The sequence below is a fragment of the Rahnella sp. PD4 genome, assembly GCF_049199325.1.
In the GTDB taxonomy this organism is placed as follows: Bacteria; Pseudomonadota; Gammaproteobacteria; order Enterobacterales; family Enterobacteriaceae; genus Rahnella; species Rahnella perminowiae.
Map to the genome: position 1 here is coordinate 248014 of NZ_JBLZQF010000002.1, position 16948 is coordinate 264961.

A 16948-nucleotide genomic window follows, 5' to 3' on the forward strand; every position below is an offset into this window, starting at 1 on the left:
GCTTCAAATGGCTGATTTTTTCCGTTAAAAAACCCGGCAATGGCCGGGTTTTTCTGTATATGAATTACGGTTTTCGCTGGACCGGCACGCCGATATCTTCGAGCTGTTCGACAAAAACAGAAGGACGTTCTTTATCCTGCAGTAACCAGACCTGATGCTTAGCACGCGTCATCGCCACATACAATAAACGCCGCTCCTCTGCATCCGGGAAATTTTCAGGTTCAGGCAATAATACCTCTTCCAGTAAAGATTCTCGTGCGGGCGCGGGGAAACCGTCATTGCCTTCGTGCAATCCGACGATAATGACGTATTCAGCCTGTTGTCCTTTACTGGCGTGAATCGTCATAAAATCAAGATTAAGCTTTGGCCAGCGGGTCGCGGCTTTCTCCAGAATTTGCGGGCGAAGATGATGATAACGCGCCAGCACCAGAATCTGTTCATCGGCGGTGACATAACCGCTGAGTTTATCCAGCAATTTCTCCATCTGGTCCTCAGGCAGGATCACGACATTCTTCTTGTTGCCTTTGGTCAGACTGTTCAGCGGCTTCTTCAGCTGATTAGGGTTTTGCTGCACAAACTTATTGGCGATTTCACCGATGCGATCATTGAACCGGTAAGTGCTGTCCAGCGCACATTGCGCTCCTTCACCAAAATTGTCCGCAAACGCCGTGGTCAGCGTCAGTTCAGCACCGCTGAAACGGTAAATCGCCTGCCAGTCGTCCCCCACGGCAAACAAACTGGTACGCTTGTTAAGTTTACGCAAGGCAGAGAGCAGCAGAGCACGTTGAGGAGATATGTCCTGGAATTCATCAACCAGAATATGCTTCCACGGACTGACAAAACGCCCTTTATCCAGAATATTGACCGCCTGATGGATAAGCCCCGAAAAATCCACTGCGCCCTCTTCTTTCAGCGCGGTTTTCCAGGCTTTCATCAGCGGCGCCATCAGGCGAATGCGCCTGGTGAACAGGTCTTTGACTTCCTCTGGTGCGCTTTCGATCATTTCAGCCTGACTGCCACCGTGCATACGCATCAGGCTCAGCCAGCGCTCAAGGCGACTTGCGAGACGCTCCGCCAGAGATTTATTTTTCCAGTAATCACCGTCAGGAACCGTCCACTGCAGTTCATCGGTCATCCATTGCCGCCAGCCGCTGGCCTGCACTTTTTTCTCTGCGCACTGCTGTTGCCATGTCTTAATCAGTAAGCTACGCCGGGCTTTCGGGTCGGTTTCAAGTTTACTGATTTTGGGCGTTTTCTTACTTCCTTCCTGGATAATCTGCAAAGCAAGCGCATGGAACGTCTTCGCCTTGATGCCTTCAGTATGCAGACGCTCTTTAATACGCCCGTTCATTTCATCCGCCGCCTGACGACCGAAAGCCAACAATAAAATTTGTTCAGGCTGCGCTTCCTGACGGCGCAACAACCAGCCAGCACGCGCTACCAGCACCGACGTTTTACCACTGCCCGCCCCGGCCAGTACCAGCACCGCATCTTCACCGTTCACCACTGCGCGGCACTGGCTGTCATTGAGCGGCGACACTTCAACGGTATCAAAAAAGTCACGGTTATCAGCAATCACTCTGTCCGTCCATGCCAGATTACGCTGGTCGACACTGCGTTTACCCTGCTCAAGCCAGCGCAGACAGATCTGATAGTCTTCCCGACAGTTATCAAATTCAGTAAGACGTTCAACAGGCACCGGAATGGCAGAAAATGCTTCAGCAATGTCTTTTTGCACATCAGCCAGGTCAACACGTTTGAACCATTTGTCTTGCTGTTCAATCTGCGTAATTTTTTTAACCTGCTCGTGCAATACCCCGGCGCTGACCTCGCTCATCTCAAGGCTCCAGGTTTGCCATATATTGAGAAGGTAATGATAAAACCGCTGTGTTTCCTGCCATTCAGTGCCGTGTAACCGGACCACTTTCTGCTCCGGTAATTCAAATTCGAGCTCTCCCCAGACGATGCCGCGTTTGCAACGGATGCGGATAAGCTGGTTAAAAGGGATCAGGTAATGATGCTTATCGCCGCTGACTTCCACGCCTGCATTAAGCAGTCGCACCCGGTTATAAGGATGCTGCGCCAGATGTTTCCCGAATGAGGTCGATTTCAATTCCATATCATCACACCGTGTTCTCTCTTTAATTCCTGATATCTTACATGCAAGCGCATTTAAGAGTTTACCTTTGATAAGCGCAGGCGATCCACACTGCAAAACAGAGTAGAATAAGAGGTGTGTTTACATTAAGTGAACATGAAATTTATCAGTTTTTTAATTTCTGCGGGAAGAGTTGCCATGCGTACTGTGCTCAATATTCTTAACTTTTTTTTAGGTGGTTTTTTCACCACGCTTTCATGGCTGCTTGCTACGCTGGTCAGTATTGTGCTGATTTTTACCCTGCCACTGACCCGATCTTGCTGGGAAATCACCCGTCTTTCATTGCTGCCCTTTGGCAATGAAGCCGTGCATGTCGATGAACTGTATCCGGAAAAACGTAACGTGTTGCTGTCCGGCGGGGGTACCCTGTTGAATATCTTCTGGTTTATATTTTTCGGCTGGTGGTTATGCGTGTCGCATATCGTTGTCGGTATTGCGCAATGTATCAGCATAATTGGTATTCCGGTGGGCATTGCAAACTTTAAAATCGCTGCCATTGCACTCTGGCCGGTAGGACGCCGGGTCGTTTCCGTCGAACTGGCAAAACAGGTTCGTGAAGCGAATGCAAGCCGTCTGAGAGAAAACGGACGCATCCGCTGATTGTGATGTTTCATCATTTTTGAATTTTAAGGTGGGGTTTTTTCGTGCTTTCTATTGCACCGGGTTTACGGCGTTATGCCTATAACAGCAATGTTCTTTATCACATCAGGATTTTCATTGCGTTGACTGGCGCTGCAGCATTGCCGTGGTGGTTGGGTCAGATCACGCTGACAATTCCCCTGACACTCGGCGTGGTTGCAGCGGCTCTTGCCGACCTTGATGATCGTCTCGCCGGCCGTCTGCGCAATTTGCTGATTACCCTTATCTGTTTTTTCATTGCCTCAGCATCAATAGAATTACTTTTCCCTTATCCATGGCTTTTTGCACCAGGGTTGATGATTTCAACCTGTGGATTCATCCTGCTGGGCGCACTGGGTCAGCGGTATGCCACCATTGCCTTCGGCGCGTTACTGATCGCCATTTATACGATGCTCGGTACCAGCATGTATCATATTTGGTATCAGCAACCGCTGATCCTGCTTGCAGGTGCCATCTGGTATAACCTGCTGACGCTGGCTGGCCATATTATTTTCCCCATCCGCCCGTTACAGGATCAGATTTCGCGTTGTTTCACGCAACTGGCGGCTTATCTTGAAGCCAAAGCCACTCTGTTTGATCCCGATCAGGAAGATAACAACCAGCAACTTGTTGAGCTGGCTATGGCCAACGGTCAGCTGGTCTCCACACTAAATCAAACGAAAAATACGCTACAGACCCGGCTGAAGGGTGATCGCGGGCAGAAAGGAACGCGCCGGACATTACATTATTATTTCGTGGTTCAGGATATTCATGAGCGTGCCAGTTCGTCTCACGTGCAATACCTCAAGCTCAGTGAACAATTCCATCACAGTGATATTCTGTTCCGCTTTCAGCGCCTGATGAGCATGCAGGCACGGGCCTGTTTACAACTGTCGCAATGTATTCTTTATCGCCAGCAATATATCCATAACAGCCAGTTTGAACGGGCGTTTTCACGGCTGGAAGAAGCACTCAAACGTCTGGAGTCTCACAACGAACACCGTGAGACGTTGCAGGCGCTGCGCCATCTTTTACGTAATCTGCATGCAATTGACGCGCAACTGGCAAATATCGAATCGGAGCAGTCTCTGCCTGAAAACCAGACCGGTAAAAGCCCGTTTGCGGAAGACCGTCTGACGGGCCTTGACGATATCTGGCTACGCATTTCCCGCCATTTCACACCGCAGTCAGTGTTATTCCGCCATGCAATCCGTATGTCTGTGGTGCTCTTTGTGGGATATGTTTTCATTCAGGTCAGCGGCTTAAATCACGGCTATTGGATTTTGCTCACCAGCCTTTTTGTCTGTCAGCCAAACTACAGTGCGACCCGCCGGAGATTAGCGCTGAGAATAATCGGCACGCTGGCCGGCATTGCACTCGGGATCCCTATCCTCTATTTCGTTCCCTCCGTTGACGGGCAAATGATTCTGATCGTCATCAGCGGATTATTGTTCTTTGCGTTCCGCACAGTGCAGTACGCGCAGGCCACGATGTTCATCACCCTTTTGGTGTTGTTATGCTTTAATTTGCTGGGCGAAGGATTTGAAATCGCTATCCCGCGAATTATCGATACATTGATTGGTTGCGGTATCGCCTGGGCGGCAGTGACCTTTATATGGCCCGACTGGAAATTCAGACAACTGGATAAGGTGGTCAGCAAAACGTTCGATGCTAACTGCCGTTACCTTGATGCCATTCTGGTGCAATACCATCAGGGGAAAGACAACAGTCTCGACTACCGTCTGGCTCGTCGTGATGCGCATAATTGCGATGCCGAACTGGCATCTGTTGTCTCGAATATGAGTTCTGAGAGGAATAACGATCCGGCGACCCTCGAAGCGGCGTTTCGCCTGTTATGTCTTAATCATACGATGCTAAGTTACATTTCAGCGCTAGGGGCCCATCGCGAGAAACTCAATGATGCGGAAACCCTGAGGTTGCTGGATGATGCAGTATGCTGTGTTGACGGAGCCTTGCATCATCTGCCTTCTGAAGCAGAACGCATTCAAAATGCGCTCGGACAACTGACTGCACGTATTCAGTTACGAACCACTGATATCGACAGTAAAGAGCAACTCGTGCTTCAGCAAATTGGATTACTGGTGGCTCATTTGCCTGAACTCACCAGTCTTAATACTAAAATCCTGCCGGTACAGAATCAGCTCTAGCTGCAGACAACGTAAGCAAATTTAGTGAATCGCCCTTGATAGCTGCTCTTGGTGATGGTTAAACCAGTGAGTTAATAACTCCCTGGATGCCATCGGCAAGGCGGCTTCATGAAAGCCCAAAATTGCCCCTTCCAATGCCATCAGTAAGTTAATCCCGAGATTCTTTTTTTTAATGGCACACAGTTTGAGATAGGTATGGCAGGCCCCCTGTAACCGTAAATCCCCCGAGTTTTCAATGCCGACTTGCCAGAGCATCCTTTCCAGCGCCAGCGAGAGATTGGGTAAATCTTTCAGGCGGGCGGCTTCGCTGTTTTTTTTCAACTCGATATCCCGCAGCATGCCTTGCAACGATAATCTGCCCAGCTCGCATAGCGCCTGAGGGTCACTCCATTGCCGGGCATTCACTTTGAAATAACGCAGCTGCACATCCATGCCCCGCTTGCGGTAGATCAGCCTCTCCATCTTCTTGCGGCAAAAATGCACTTCAGTTTCGCCGGTCGCTCGCAGATAGAGTTCACCATCAGAGACAAGGGCGAACATGACGCGGTCAGCGGACAAGCTCATCCCTCCAAACTGGGTGCGGGAACGAATATTGCCCAACGGGGCAAAAATTTCCAGACACTCAATCACTCTTTTTTTTGATTTGTTTATCATTGCGTTATCCTTTTCACGTTAATTCCTTGCTTCCATTTTGAGTTACCAAAACAGCTAAAAGCAAAATACGCAATCTTATGTACCGCAACAAACATAAAATGTCGTTACAGCCCGTTGCCTTCAAAATTTGCGAGATATCTTGGAAAAATTGGGTTGATCTTTGCTCACCGCCAGAGTACTGTACATGCATACAGTAACTCACTGGGATACATCCTTATGCGAACTCAACACCGTACAAATCATCATTTTAGTCAGCTTGCTTTGCCCGTCACTCTGTCACAGGTAAATACGTCTGCATCTCTGAATAATGGTCTGATCACTGAGTTCGTCTATAGTGCGAGCCAACCAGCTTTTGCACAGTTACTGCTGCCCTTACTGCAACACTTAGGTATGCAGTCCCGCTGGTTGTTATGGCTCACACCTCAGCAAAAACTGAGCCGCCATTGGTTAACGCAGTCTGGCCTGCCGGTGGATAAAATGGTGCAAGTCAATCAAATTACGGCAATGTCGACGGTAGATGCGATGGAGAAAGCATTGCAGACGGGAAACTACAGTGTCGTGTTGGGATGGCTTCCGGATTTGAATGATGCTGAGAGGGAAAGGTTGCAAATTGCAGCCCGTCAGGGAGGGGCTTATGGCTTCATAATGAAACCCACAAATGAGCAGAATTCACCTTGTGGACATCATTCGACAGTAAAAATTCACTCTTCCGTATACCATTAGTTCAAAATAGGAATCTTCCTATGAAAATAATGCGGAACTTAGTGATTTGTGCTGAATAATGGCGGCAAGCCAGTAAAAACGGGCTTCCAGAATGCAGATAATTGCCAGAATTTGTCAGTAAATTGCCAAAGCCGTTAAGAAATATGTCCGTTTTTCCCTTTTTTTCCACGGTGTTAACACATCAAGCTTGTAAGTTTCGCGCCACGTTGTAGACTTTACAACGCCAAGGTTGCTCGATAATGCCAACGTAAAGTGGCAAGTTCTGAAATGAAGCAATAATCTTGGCGTAAGGATTTTAACCAAGGGCTTAAAAAGCTTAAAGCTCAATTGCCTATTTGGATGATAACGAGGCGCAAAATGAAAAAGACAGCTATCGCATTAGCAGTGGCACTGGCAGGTTTCGCTACCGTAGCGCAAGCCGCCCCTAAAGATAACACCTGGTATACCGGTGGTAAATTGGGCTGGTCCCAATACCATGACACTGGTTTCGCAAATGCTTACAACGGTATCGGCAACGGCCCTACCCACGATAGCCAACTGGGTGCAGGTGCGTTCTTGGGTTACCAAGCAAACCAATACCTGGGCTTTGAAATGGGATATGACTGGCTTGGCCGTATGCCTTACAAAGGCAGCGTAAATAACGGCGCGTTCAAAGCACAAGGCGTTCAGCTGGCTGCTAAACTGAGCTACCCGCTGACTGACGATCTGGACCTGTACACCCGTCTGGGTGGTATGGTTTGGCGTGCAGACGCTAATGGTAACTTCAACAACGGTGCTAATGGTCGCGTAAGTGATCATGACACAGGTGTTTCTCCATTGGCAGCCGTAGGCCTTGAATACGCAGTAACCAAAAACTGGGCTACCCGTCTGGATTACCAGTGGGTTAACAACATTGGTGACGCGGCTACCGTTGGTGCACGTCCTGATAACGCAATGCTGTCTGTTGGTGTTTCTTACCGTTTCGGTCAAGATGAAGCAGCTGCTCCAGTTGTTGCTCCAGCACCAGCTCCGGCTCCAGTTGTAGAGACTAAGAAATTCACTCTGAAATCTGACGTTCTCTTCAACTTCAACAAAGCGACTCTGAAACCAGAAGGCCAACAGGCTCTGGATCAGCTGTACAGCCAGTTGAGCTCCATCGATCCTAAAGACGGTTCTGTTATCGTTCTGGGTTACACCGACCGTATCGGTTCAGAACAATACAACCAGAAACTGTCTGAGCAACGTGCTCAGAGCGTAGTAGATTACCTGGTATCTAAAGGTATCCCTGCTAACAAGATCTCTGCACAAGGCCAGGGTAAATCTAACCCGGTTACTGGTTCTACCTGTGACACCGTTAAAGGCCGTGCTGCTCTGATCGACTGCCTGGCACCAGACCGTCGTGTAGAAATCGAAGTTAAAGGCTACAAAGATACTGTTACTCAGCCACAGGCTTAATAACACTCTTTAGCTTTACTACAGATACTGAAAACCCCGCTTTGGCGGGGTTTTTTTATGTCTTCAGTCAGGCAAAACAGATGACTCACTGAGGCACGAAACCAAATTTATCCGAAATCTTTCTTGCCAAGGATTTGTTCTAAATCTTCTTTCAGTGAAGACATCTGATTCGCATATTTCTCTTTACGCTCAGCATCTTCAAGAAGCTGAATGATAGTGTCAGAAAGTGTTGCACCACGGCGTTGCGCGAGTCCCGCTAAACGCTGCCAGACGAGAAATTCTAAATCGATGGATTTTTTACGCGTGTGCTGATGCTCGGCATTGAAATGCCGCTTACGGCGGGCACGGATAGTTTGCTTAAGACGGTTTTCCAAAGCCGGGTGCATATTATTCACAATCCAGTCGGATACTTTGACCGGCTCGTTTTCCAGGCTGAGAAGTTGATTCACGGATTCCTGGGCAGCGCTGTTTTCCAAATGGCGGGTGATCCGCTCACCTTCGCGGTGTTTTTTCACCAGGTACTTCCATTTCCAACCGCTTTCGAGATTTTCCAGTTGCTGATATTTCATCGTGAACTCTTCGGTGACCACGTAACTTTACTAAGCATAACAGCTTTAATTCAATTTTCACCCCAAATAAAGACGCTTATTTTGATTGTTTTTTGCCCACCCGTACAGCAATGTGCACTAAGACCAATTCCGCTACGACTCTCATTGTATGCAGCCGGATTTATTCTTGTATAATCGCACTTTCCCTTTTTATAGAAAACAGCTAACACATTGACCAATAACCGACTTGACTGGCAGCTTTTACTGCCCGACTCCGCGCCTTACGAGGCAATCTTTGCAACGGCTGCCCAGTTAGCCCCTGTAGATTTCGCAGGAACTCAGCCTCGGCTGGAAAATGGTTTAACACTGTTTTGTCACCCCCGCTCACGCCCGCGTTTTATGACGCTCAAGGCGCAGGAAAATCGCGAATACTTGTCACGTATTGCGCAGGTAGTCAGCGACTTAATGCCTGAAACGGCTGAAGTCACGGGTAACCGTTATCATATTGAAGGCAATAAGGTCACGCTGCTGGCAGCGAAATCTGCTGAAGATGCATTCGCAGCGAAATCGACCTGCCTGTATCGTGAATGGATTGAGCCTGAACAGCTGTTCGGGTGCGTACGTATTTATAAAGACCAGATCCAGCTCGAGCCGGGATTAGTACATCAGGTCAATGGCGGTGTGCTGGTGCTTTCCATCCGTACCCTCATTGCACAACCTCTGATGTGGTTACGTCTGAAACAGATGATCACCGAAGGTCAATATCATTGGGTCTCACCGGATGAGACCACGCCTTTGCCTGTTACAGTTCCTCCGATGCCGTTGGATATCCGCCTGATTCTGGTTGGTGACCGTTTGTCGCTTGGCGATCTCAGTGAGATGGAGCCTGAGTTGGTGGATTCTGCTATTTATGGTGAATTCGAAGCCGACCTGCCGCTGACGGAAGAAAGCGATATGGAAACCTGGTGTGGTTATATCAATACACTGGCCGATGAGCTTGAGATCCCACGTCTGGCCGCCGATGCATGGCCCGAATTTCTGAAGATGGCTATTCGCCACAGCACCGATCAGGGCAGTCTGACCCTCGATCCGGTATGGCTGAATGCGCAGCTGAGCGAAGCGGCACTCTATAATGAAGATGAGTTGCTGAGCGTCAAGTCTCTTGAAGCGGCGTCCAATGCCCGTGCATGGCGTGAGAGTTATCTGCAGGAACGTATGCAGGATGAAATCGAGCTTGGACAAATTCGCATTGAAACAGAAGGTGAAGTTGTCGGACAGATTAACGGTCTGTCAGTGCTGGAATATCCTGGGCATCCACGTGCGCTGGGTGAACCTTCCCGAATTAGTTGTGTCGTACACACCGGCGACGGTGAATTTACCGACGTTGAACGTAAAGCCGAGTTAGGCGGTAATTTGCATGCTAAAGGCATGATGATTATGCAGGCCTTTCTGATTTCCGAGTTAGAACTCGACCAGCCTCTGCCCTTCTCCGCATCAATTGTCTTTGAACAATCCTACGGAGAAGTGGACGGCGACAGCGCTTCCCTTGCTGAACTGTGCGCACTCATCAGTGCGTTGTCGATGCAGCCGATCAGCCAGCAAATTGCGGTCACGGGCTCAGTCGATCAGTTTGGGAATGTGCAACCTATTGGTGGCGTAAACGAGAAGATCGAAGGTTTCTTCGAAGTTTGTCAGCGTCGCGGTTTGACCGGCAAGCAAGGGGTCATTCTGCCAACCAGCAACGTGCGCAACCTTTGTCTGCATCCGCAGGTTCTGGACGCCGTTCGCGAAGGCCAGTTTCACTTATGGGCAGTTGATAACGCAGCCGAAGCGCTGCCTATCCTGACCGGATTGATTTACACAAACGAAGAAGAAGCTGAAGAAGAGCGTCCGAGTCTGCTGGGATTAATTCAGCAGCGTATTGCGCTGGTAACATCGCAAGGCAGCCCGCGTTATCCGTGGCCTCTTCGCTGGTTGAACTGGTTCAACCGCAGCTGATCGGAGTTGTTCAGCTTACAGCTGTTCGCTAAACTTCGCCCTTCATCAAAATAAGGCTTACAGAGAACATGGTAGATAAACGCGATTCCTATACGAAAGAAGACCTCGTAGCTTCTGGCCGCAGTGAACTGTTCGGTGCTGGCGGCCCTCCATTACCATCAGGCAATATGCTGATGATGGATCGTATCGTAAAGATGCAAGAAGACGGCGGCACCCATGGCAAAGGCTATGTTGAAGCTGAATTAGATATCAACCCTGATCTGTGGTTCTTTGGTTGTCACTTTATCGGCGACCCGGTAATGCCGGGTTGTCTGGGCCTGGACGCCATGTGGCAGTTGGTCGGATTCTATCTGGGCTGGCTCGGTGGTGAAGGCAAAGGCCGCGCATTGGGTGTGGGTGAAGTTAAATTCACGGGTCAGGTTCTGCCAACGGCAAAACTGGTCACCTACCGCCTCAATTTCAAACGTGTTATCAACCGTAAACTGATCATGGGCGTCGCTGATGGTGAAGTGCTGGTTGACGGCGTTGTGATTTATACCGCAACTGACCTCAAAGTGGGTTTGTTCAAAGACGCTGCGGCTTTCTAAAAAGTCCGATACAACGTCTGAAGAAAGGGTGAGCCTCAGGGCTCGCCTTTTTTACGTCTGTGGCAAAGATGAAAAACCTTTATTTTTCGCAGAAACAAAAACCTCCGCGCGCAGCGGAGGTTATTCCTTATTCTGACAGGGGGAGCCGCTTAAGCGGTAACAGCCCTGTCCTCCATGGCTTGTCGCCAACCCCCGAGCCAATGTGATCGGGCATCTAACGATTGGTACGGACAAATCTCTTTTGAGCGCCCGCCAATACCTGCTTGATATCCACGTGATTGTGCCCGTTCCAGGCGATCGCGTTTTTGTCTCTTCATGCCTTGTATCCCTCATTATTCAGGTCAGGTGGAAAGAAAACAGTGGTCCGCTTCTGCGTCCACATCTAACAAATAGCTGCATTATGTAGGGAGGTCAATGCGCAAAATTCACGCCAATGTCACATTGGTGAGCTATATTATTGGATTGCGCGCGAGCTAATCGTGCCGGTCGGTTTCCCATCTGGCTGATCACCATAAAAAAATCCCGGCCTCTGTTAAATCAGAAACCGGGATTTTTTACGTTTAGCTTAAAAAATATTAAGTTTAAAAAAACGTCATCTTATTTGCGCGGCGATCTGGCCCGCTTCTTGCTGCCACCCCGCTGCCAGCGTTCTGACCAGTGCATCATATCCATCTTCGGTTTGCCTGAGATTCAGGGCGAAATCACGCTGAATGACCTGGCCGTCTCGTGTCAGGCTCCAGCTGCCGCTGACCACGACAATCCCATCGTAACGACCATGGAAACCGGTCACATTAACATTCAGTACATCCTGATCATCGGTATTGGCCGCCTGTGAGGAAACCAGCGAGCCCGGCAAGTCACGGCGTAAATAGGTAACCAGCGCCTGGTGAAGCTGTTGATCCAGCGGACTGGCCCAGAGATTATTCTGGGTCAGTGTGTACTGCACATCATTGGTCTGATACACCAGCCCGGAACCTGCAAGATAATCAGCAACACTCACCCGCTCAACCCACAGGTGCCGTTGTACGGCGCCCGTTGACATCGCGCTGCCGGTTGTCGCAGTGCTGTTTAGCACGGGCAACTGGTAGTAAGTTTTCTGATCACTGCTGCTACAGGCAGTCAGGAATAATGCTAAGACGACAGGTATCCATTTCATCATTATTTGGCCTTCTTCGGCTGAGGATCATCTTGCCCTGGGGCGGCGAAAATCAGTGCATTACTTTTCTGGTTCAGCGTTTTCAATACCGGTTGCAGCTCACGCAGAGTTTTATCCAGGCTCTGCATATCACCGACCAGATTGCCGTACGCCGGTGAACCTGGCTGGAAGCCTTTCAGGCTGCGGTTCAGCTGGATAAGTGTCTGCTGCATATCCTGTGGCAGATTTTTCATTTCTTTACTGCTGACAATCGCGTTCAGAGATTCAATCGTTTTTTGCGTTGCCTTCATTGTTCTCTGACTTTCCGCCAGCGTACTTGTCGCTTCACGCATCATCGGTTCGATTGGCAGATTATTGATCTTATCGAGCGTGGTCATCAGCTTCTGCTGAATCTGCGCAAAGCCTCCGCTCACGGTCGGCAATAATTTATTCCCGGCGATTTCCAGCGGCCCTTTCCACGGTTTCTCATTCGGATAGAAATCCAGATCGATATACATCGCCCCCGTTAACAGGTTGGCGGATTTCATTGAGCCACGCAGGCCATGCGCAATACCGTCACGGATATGATCTTCAATATTGAAATTACTGCCCAACAGTTGAGCAAAGCGATCTGGCTCAATGCGGATCAGCACCGGAATACGGTAATCATCCGACATCTGCTGGTTAAGAACATTCATCGGATAAGGCACTTCGGCCACCGTCCCCAGACGAATACCGCGGAATTCAACCGGTGCACCGGGTTGCAGACCACGAACAGAATCTGAGAAGAACATCACGTAATCCATGTGACGGGTATACAGTGATTCCTGAATGCTTTTTTGATCATCGAAGAGCTTATAATTGTCGCCATCTTTGGCTTCATTGCCCTGCGTCCAGCCATTTGGAATATCAAAGCTGACGCCGCCGCTGAATAAGGTCGTCAGGGAGCCCATTTCGACACGCATGCCGGCGGCAGACATGTCAAAGTTTACGCCGCTGTCTTTCCAGAAACGGACATTGTCAGTCACCAGTGTGTCGTAAGGCGCACGGATGAAAAGCTGGTATTTAATGTTACGTGCTTTCGGATCAAAATGGCTGGTTTCCACTGTACCAACCTGGAACCCCCGGAACAGCACCGGGTCACCGGGATTCAGTTGGCCTGAACGTTCGCTTTCCAGGATCACGCGGATCCCTTTCGCATCCGGCGAAGCCAGCGGCGGTGAATCATCCAGTTTATATTCTGTTTTTTCTCCACCTTTGTTACCTGGCTGCAACTGGATATAAGCGCCGGATAATAACGTGCCCAGTCCGGAAATGCCTTCGCGCCCTATCTGCGGTTTCACTACCCAGAAGACAGAGTCTTCACGCAGCATTTTTTCCATACCGGTATTCAGCCGCGCTTTAATGATGACTTGTTGTAAATCATCGCTCAGCGTTACCGATTCTACTTTACCGACATCAACGTTACGGCTTTTGATGGTAGTTTTGCCACCTTCGATGCCTTCAGCGGTGGTGGTGATCAGTGTGACTTCCGGGCCCTGATGGCTGTAATGATAAAACAGGATCCACGCACCAATCAGCGCAGTGACGATCGGTACGATCCACACCGGCGACCAGCGTTTAATTTTTTCTACCTTGGCAGTTCCGTCGTGCTCTGCCATGTTATTTCCTGCCATCTTGTGGCTCCTTTGTAGACTTCATTCCAGCACGATCCCAAATGAGCCTTGGGTCAAATGTCGTTGCGGCAAACATGGTGAGAATAACTACACTGGCGAAAAGCAGCGCGCCAATATCGGGGTAAATACTCATCAGTTGCCCCATTCTCACCAGCGCCGCCAGTACCGCAATAACAAACACGTCGATCATTGACCAGCGGCCAACGAACTCCACCACCTCGTAAATGACATGCAATCGTTCCCTGTCGATCTCTTTATTACTGTTCGCATCCCAGCATAGCCAGGCAATAGCGATCATTTTGAGCGTGGGCACCATAATACTGGCGATCAAAATCACCAGCGCCACGGGATAGGAACCATCACTCCATAAGAGCACCACACCGGCCATAATCGTAGACGGCATCGGATTACCCAGTACCTGAGTGATCATGATAGGCAGCAGATTTGCCGGAATATAGAGCAAAACAGAGGTCACCAGCAGTGCCATTGTCCACTGCAGACTGTTTTTACGCCGTGCATATCCACGGGTTTTACAGCGATCACATTCTTTCTGATCAACCGGTAAAATCGCCATACAACAATGACAGGATCGCAGCCCCTGACGCAGCCCGCTTTCGCCAACGCGCACTGGCTGAATGACCGCCGGGGCTGGTTCGATATGCTGCCACATCCACAGGCGATCAGTGCACTGAAAGGCACGTAATTGCAGAAGGCAAAACAGGACGTAAGGATAAAAGCTGGTGCCCACGCCGACGTCGCCATAAGCCATGAGTTTCACAAAACTGACCAGCACGCCGGCAAGGAAAATTTCCACCATGCACCAGCTTTTCAGCCGGAACAATGTACGGGCAATACTGACTTTCCAATGAACCGGAATATTAATGCCCTGACAAAGCACGATAATTGACAGCATGCAGATCGCCGGGAGCAGTTGCACCACGATCATGAATAACGAGGCCATACTGGCGTAGTCTTCTGAAACCAGAACCTGGGGGATTTGCACCAGAGTGACTTCACTGCTCAGCCCGGCGACATTCATATTGACGAAAGGAAAGAGGTTGGCCAGCAAAAGCATGAATAATGCACTGATGGCGTAACCGACCGGACGTCTGCGGGGCTCATTCCAGCGGGATGTCAGCGTAGTGTGGCAACGGGGACACACCGCTTTTTGCCCGATGTTCAGGCCAGGTATTGCCACCAGCATGTCGCATTGGGGGCATAAAATGTGCGGGCCATGGGCATGGGCGTCAGAACACACTATCAGCTCCTCAACAGCGAAAAGACAACGAATATCGGCAGCCGGTCTTCCCTTTGTCCGGCTGCCCATCATGATGCAGTATTAAGCGTTCTTCTGTGCTTCCAGCGCTTCCCAACGTTCAAACGCCTGCTCTAACTCCTGCTCTGCGGCAGCTAAAGCGGTGATAACCTGCTGAGTTTCTTCATGAGGAAGTGTGAAGAAATTCGCATCACTCATTTTCTGTTGCAGCGCTTCAATTCTTTCTTCCAGCGTGCTGATTTGCGCAGGCAATTGTTCAAGCTCGCGTTGTTGATTATAGCTGAGCTTATTCGCAACACGTTTGGCCTGTTCTGCCTTAGGTTGTGCCGCGGGTTTATTTTCCGTAGCAACCGCCTGACGGATTGGCTTCTGGTGACGGCGCTGATGCTGCGCATCATGGTAACCGCCCACATAGCTGTTGATCACGCCGTCGCCTTCATAAATCCAGCATTCTGTTGCCGAGTTATCCACGAATTCACGGTCATGGCTCACCAGCATGACCGTGCCCTGATAGCTGTCGATCATCTCTTCCAGGAGCTCGAGGGTTTCCACATCCAGGTCGTTGGTCGGTTCATCGAGGATCAACAGGTTACTTGGGCGCAGGAATAATTTTGCCAGCAGCAGACGGTTACGTTCACCGCCTGACAGCGCTTTCACCGGTGTCATGGCGCGTTTCGGGTGGAACAGGAAGTCCTGCAAGTAGCCCAGCACGTGGCGTGCACGGCCATTCACCATCACTTCCTGCTTACCTTCAGCCAGGTTATCCATCACGGTCCGTTCAGGATCAAGTTCAGCACGATGCTGATCGAAATACGCCACTTCCAGTTTCGTGCCACAGTGAACACGGCCGCTGTCTGCCTGAATCTTACTTAACATCAGTTTCAGCAATGTGGTTTTACCACAGCCGTTCGGGCCAATCAGCGCAATTTTATCACCGCGCATGACCTGCGCAGAGAAGTTGCTCACCAGTTGTTTGCCAGCGACACTGTAATAAACGTCTTCCATTTCAAAGACAATCTTGCCGGAACTTGCGGCTTCGACCACCTGCATTTTCGCTGTGCCCATCACTTCGCGGCGTTCTGAACGCTCACGGCGCAGGGCTTTCAATGCACGGACACGGCCTTCGTTGCGGGTACGACGGGCTTTGATCCCCTGACGGATCCACACTTCTTCCTGCGCCAGTTTTTTATCAAACTCAGCATTCTGTAGCTCTTCAACGCGTAACGCTTCTTCTTTGGCCAGCAGATAGGCTTCATAATTGCCCGGATAAGACACCAGTTTGCCACGATCGAGATCGACAATGCGCGTGGCCATATTGCGGATAAAGGAACGGTCATGGGAAATGAAGATAATGCTGCCCTGGAATTCTTTCAGGAAATCTTCCAGCCACGCAATGCTTTCGATATCCAGGTGGTTCGTGGGTTCGTCGAGCAACAAAATATGCGGCGCACTGACCAGCGCACGGCCAAGCGCTGCTTTACGCAGCCAGCCGCCTGAGAGCGATTTCAGCTCAGTATCCGCATCCAGACCCAGTTTCAACAGCACTTCGTTGATACGGCTGTCCAGTTGCCACAGACCCTGGTGATCAAGGATCTCCATGACCTGGGCCAGTTTATTCATATTCTTTTCGCTCGGGTCGGTTTCGACCAGATGCGAAATGGCGTGATACGCCTTCAGATGTTCAGCCTGCTCGAATACGCCTTCTGAGACGAAATCAAACACGGTGCCTTCTACATTGCGTGGCGGATCTTGTTGCAGACGCGCCACAATCAAATCCTGCTCGTACACGATACGCCCGTCATCAAGCGGTACTTCGCGGTTCAGAATTTTCATCAGCGTCGATTTACCGGCGCCGTTACGGCCGACCAGACAGACACGCTCATTCGGCTCGATGTGTAATTCGGTGTTATCCAACAGCGGCGAGTCACTGAATGACAGCCAGGCACCTGACATACTAATTAACGACATAAACT

At 49.9% G+C, this 16948-nt stretch carries 14 protein-coding genes; 6 read left to right on the forward strand and 8 right to left on the reverse strand.

The features are described 5' to 3' along the window. Positions 1-64: 64 nt before the first annotated feature. Positions 65-2119, reverse strand: coding sequence for a DNA helicase IV (gene helD / locus ACOZIO_RS05905; RefSeq protein WP_421595082.1), 2055 nt, complete (start codon positions 2117-2119; stop codon positions 65-67). 177 nt (positions 2120-2296) lie between these two features. Between helD and ACOZIO_RS05910 the strand changes: the two genes are divergently transcribed. Continuing rightward, positions 2297-2758 carry a YccF domain-containing protein gene (locus ACOZIO_RS05910; protein ID WP_129952528.1) on the forward strand — a complete coding sequence of 154 codons (462 nt, stop codon included), beginning with the start codon at positions 2297-2299 and terminating at the stop codon, positions 2756-2758. 44 nt (positions 2759-2802) lie between these two features. Next, positions 2803-4944, forward strand: a complete 2142-nt coding sequence (gene yccS / locus ACOZIO_RS05915) for a YccS family putative transporter (protein WP_421595083.1) — start codon at positions 2803-2805, stop codon at positions 4942-4944. Between the two features lie 21 nt (positions 4945-4965). Here the strand turns inward: yccS and ACOZIO_RS05920 are convergent, their stop codons facing one another. Beyond that, positions 4966-5598, reverse strand: coding sequence for a TfoX/Sxy family protein (locus tag ACOZIO_RS05920; protein ID WP_129952526.1), 633 nt, complete (start codon positions 5596-5598; stop codon positions 4966-4968). A 216-nt stretch (positions 5599-5814) separates the two neighbouring features. On the opposite strand from ACOZIO_RS05920, the gene sulA reads away from it, so the two are divergent. Both sulA and ompA read left to right on the forward strand, forming a co-directional pair. Further along, positions 5815-6321, forward strand: a complete 507-nt coding sequence (sulA, locus tag ACOZIO_RS05925; RefSeq protein WP_421595084.1) for an SOS-induced cell division inhibitor SulA — start codon at positions 5815-5817, stop codon at positions 6319-6321. Positions 6322-6678: 357 nt separating this feature from the next. Then, a complete protein-coding gene (gene ompA, locus ACOZIO_RS05930) occupies positions 6679-7755 on the forward strand; it encodes a porin OmpA (protein ID WP_129952524.1) in 1077 nt (358 codons plus the stop codon). 107 nt (positions 7756-7862) lie between these two features. Here the strand turns inward: ompA and matP are convergent, their stop codons facing one another. Then, complete coding sequence (gene matP / locus ACOZIO_RS05935; protein ID WP_129952523.1) at positions 7863-8324, reverse strand: macrodomain Ter protein MatP; 462 nt, start codon at positions 8322-8324, stop codon at positions 7863-7865. A 210-nt stretch (positions 8325-8534) separates the two neighbouring features. On the opposite strand from matP, the gene ACOZIO_RS05940 reads away from it, so the two are divergent. Then, positions 8535-10301 carry an AAA family ATPase gene (locus ACOZIO_RS05940; protein WP_129952522.1) on the forward strand — a complete coding sequence of 589 codons (1767 nt, stop codon included), beginning with the start codon at positions 8535-8537 and terminating at the stop codon, positions 10299-10301. 68 nt (positions 10302-10369) lie between these two features. After that, complete coding sequence (gene fabA, locus ACOZIO_RS05945; RefSeq protein WP_013574872.1) at positions 10370-10888, forward strand: bifunctional 3-hydroxydecanoyl-ACP dehydratase/trans-2-decenoyl-ACP isomerase; 519 nt, start codon at positions 10370-10372, stop codon at positions 10886-10888. Between the two features lie 149 nt (positions 10889-11037). Here the strand turns inward: fabA and rmf are convergent, their stop codons facing one another. The 5 genes from rmf to ACOZIO_RS05970 all read right to left on the reverse strand — a co-directional run bounded on the left by rmf (position 11038) and on the right by ACOZIO_RS05970 (position 16943). Beyond that, on the reverse strand, positions 11038-11205 hold the full coding sequence (gene rmf, locus ACOZIO_RS05950) for a ribosome modulation factor (protein ID WP_013574871.1): 168 nt from the start codon (positions 11203-11205) through the stop codon (positions 11038-11040). Positions 11206-11480: 275 nt separating this feature from the next. Then, positions 11481-12047 (reverse strand): membrane integrity-associated transporter subunit PqiC, encoded by a 567-nt coding sequence (pqiC, locus tag ACOZIO_RS05955; protein ID WP_129952521.1) that lies wholly within the window; start codon positions 12045-12047, stop codon positions 11481-11483. Further along, entirely contained in the window at positions 12047-13699 is a 1653-nt protein-coding gene (gene pqiB / locus ACOZIO_RS05960; protein WP_129952520.1) for an intermembrane transport protein PqiB, read from the reverse strand. The genes pqiC and pqiB overlap by 1 nt, the downstream gene beginning before the upstream one ends. Continuing rightward, positions 13686-14957, reverse strand: coding sequence for a membrane integrity-associated transporter subunit PqiA (gene pqiA / locus ACOZIO_RS05965; protein ID WP_129952519.1), 1272 nt, complete (start codon positions 14955-14957; stop codon positions 13686-13688). Before pqiA ends, pqiB begins: the two co-directional genes overlap by 14 nt. A gap of 81 nt (positions 14958-15038) precedes the next feature. Further along, positions 15039-16943 (reverse strand): ABC transporter ATP-binding protein, encoded by a 1905-nt coding sequence (locus ACOZIO_RS05970; protein WP_129952518.1) that lies wholly within the window; start codon positions 16941-16943, stop codon positions 15039-15041. Positions 16944-16948: the final 5 nt, after the last annotated feature.

Coding starts and splice junctions, on each gene's coding strand:
- rmf (WP_013574871.1), bottom strand. CDS start 11,205: ATGAAGAGACAAAAACGCGATCGCCTGGAACGGGCACAATCACGTGGA.
- ACOZIO_RS05910 (WP_129952528.1), top strand. CDS start 2,297: ATGCGTACTGTGCTCAATATTCTTAACTTTTTTTTAGGTGGTTTTTTC.
- helD (WP_421595082.1), bottom strand. CDS start 2,119: ATGGAATTGAAATCGACCTCATTCGGGAAACATCTGGCGCAGCATCCT.
- matP (WP_129952523.1), bottom strand. CDS start 8,324: ATGAAATATCAGCAACTGGAAAATCTCGAAAGCGGTTGGAAATGGAAG.
- ACOZIO_RS05970 (WP_129952518.1), bottom strand. CDS start 16,943: ATGTCGTTAATTAGTATGTCAGGTGCCTGGCTGTCATTCAGTGACTCG.
- pqiC (WP_129952521.1), bottom strand. CDS start 12,047: ATGATGAAATGGATACCTGTCGTCTTAGCATTATTCCTGACTGCCTGT.
- sulA (WP_421595084.1), top strand. CDS start 5,815: ATGCGAACTCAACACCGTACAAATCATCATTTTAGTCAGCTTGCTTTG.
- fabA (WP_013574872.1), top strand. CDS start 10,370: ATGGTAGATAAACGCGATTCCTATACGAAAGAAGACCTCGTAGCTTCT.
- pqiB (WP_129952520.1), bottom strand. CDS start 13,699: ATGGCAGGAAATAACATGGCAGAGCACGACGGAACTGCCAAGGTAGAA.
- ACOZIO_RS05920 (WP_129952526.1), bottom strand. CDS start 5,598: ATGATAAACAAATCAAAAAAAAGAGTGATTGAGTGTCTGGAAATTTTT.
- ompA (WP_129952524.1), top strand. CDS start 6,679: ATGAAAAAGACAGCTATCGCATTAGCAGTGGCACTGGCAGGTTTCGCT.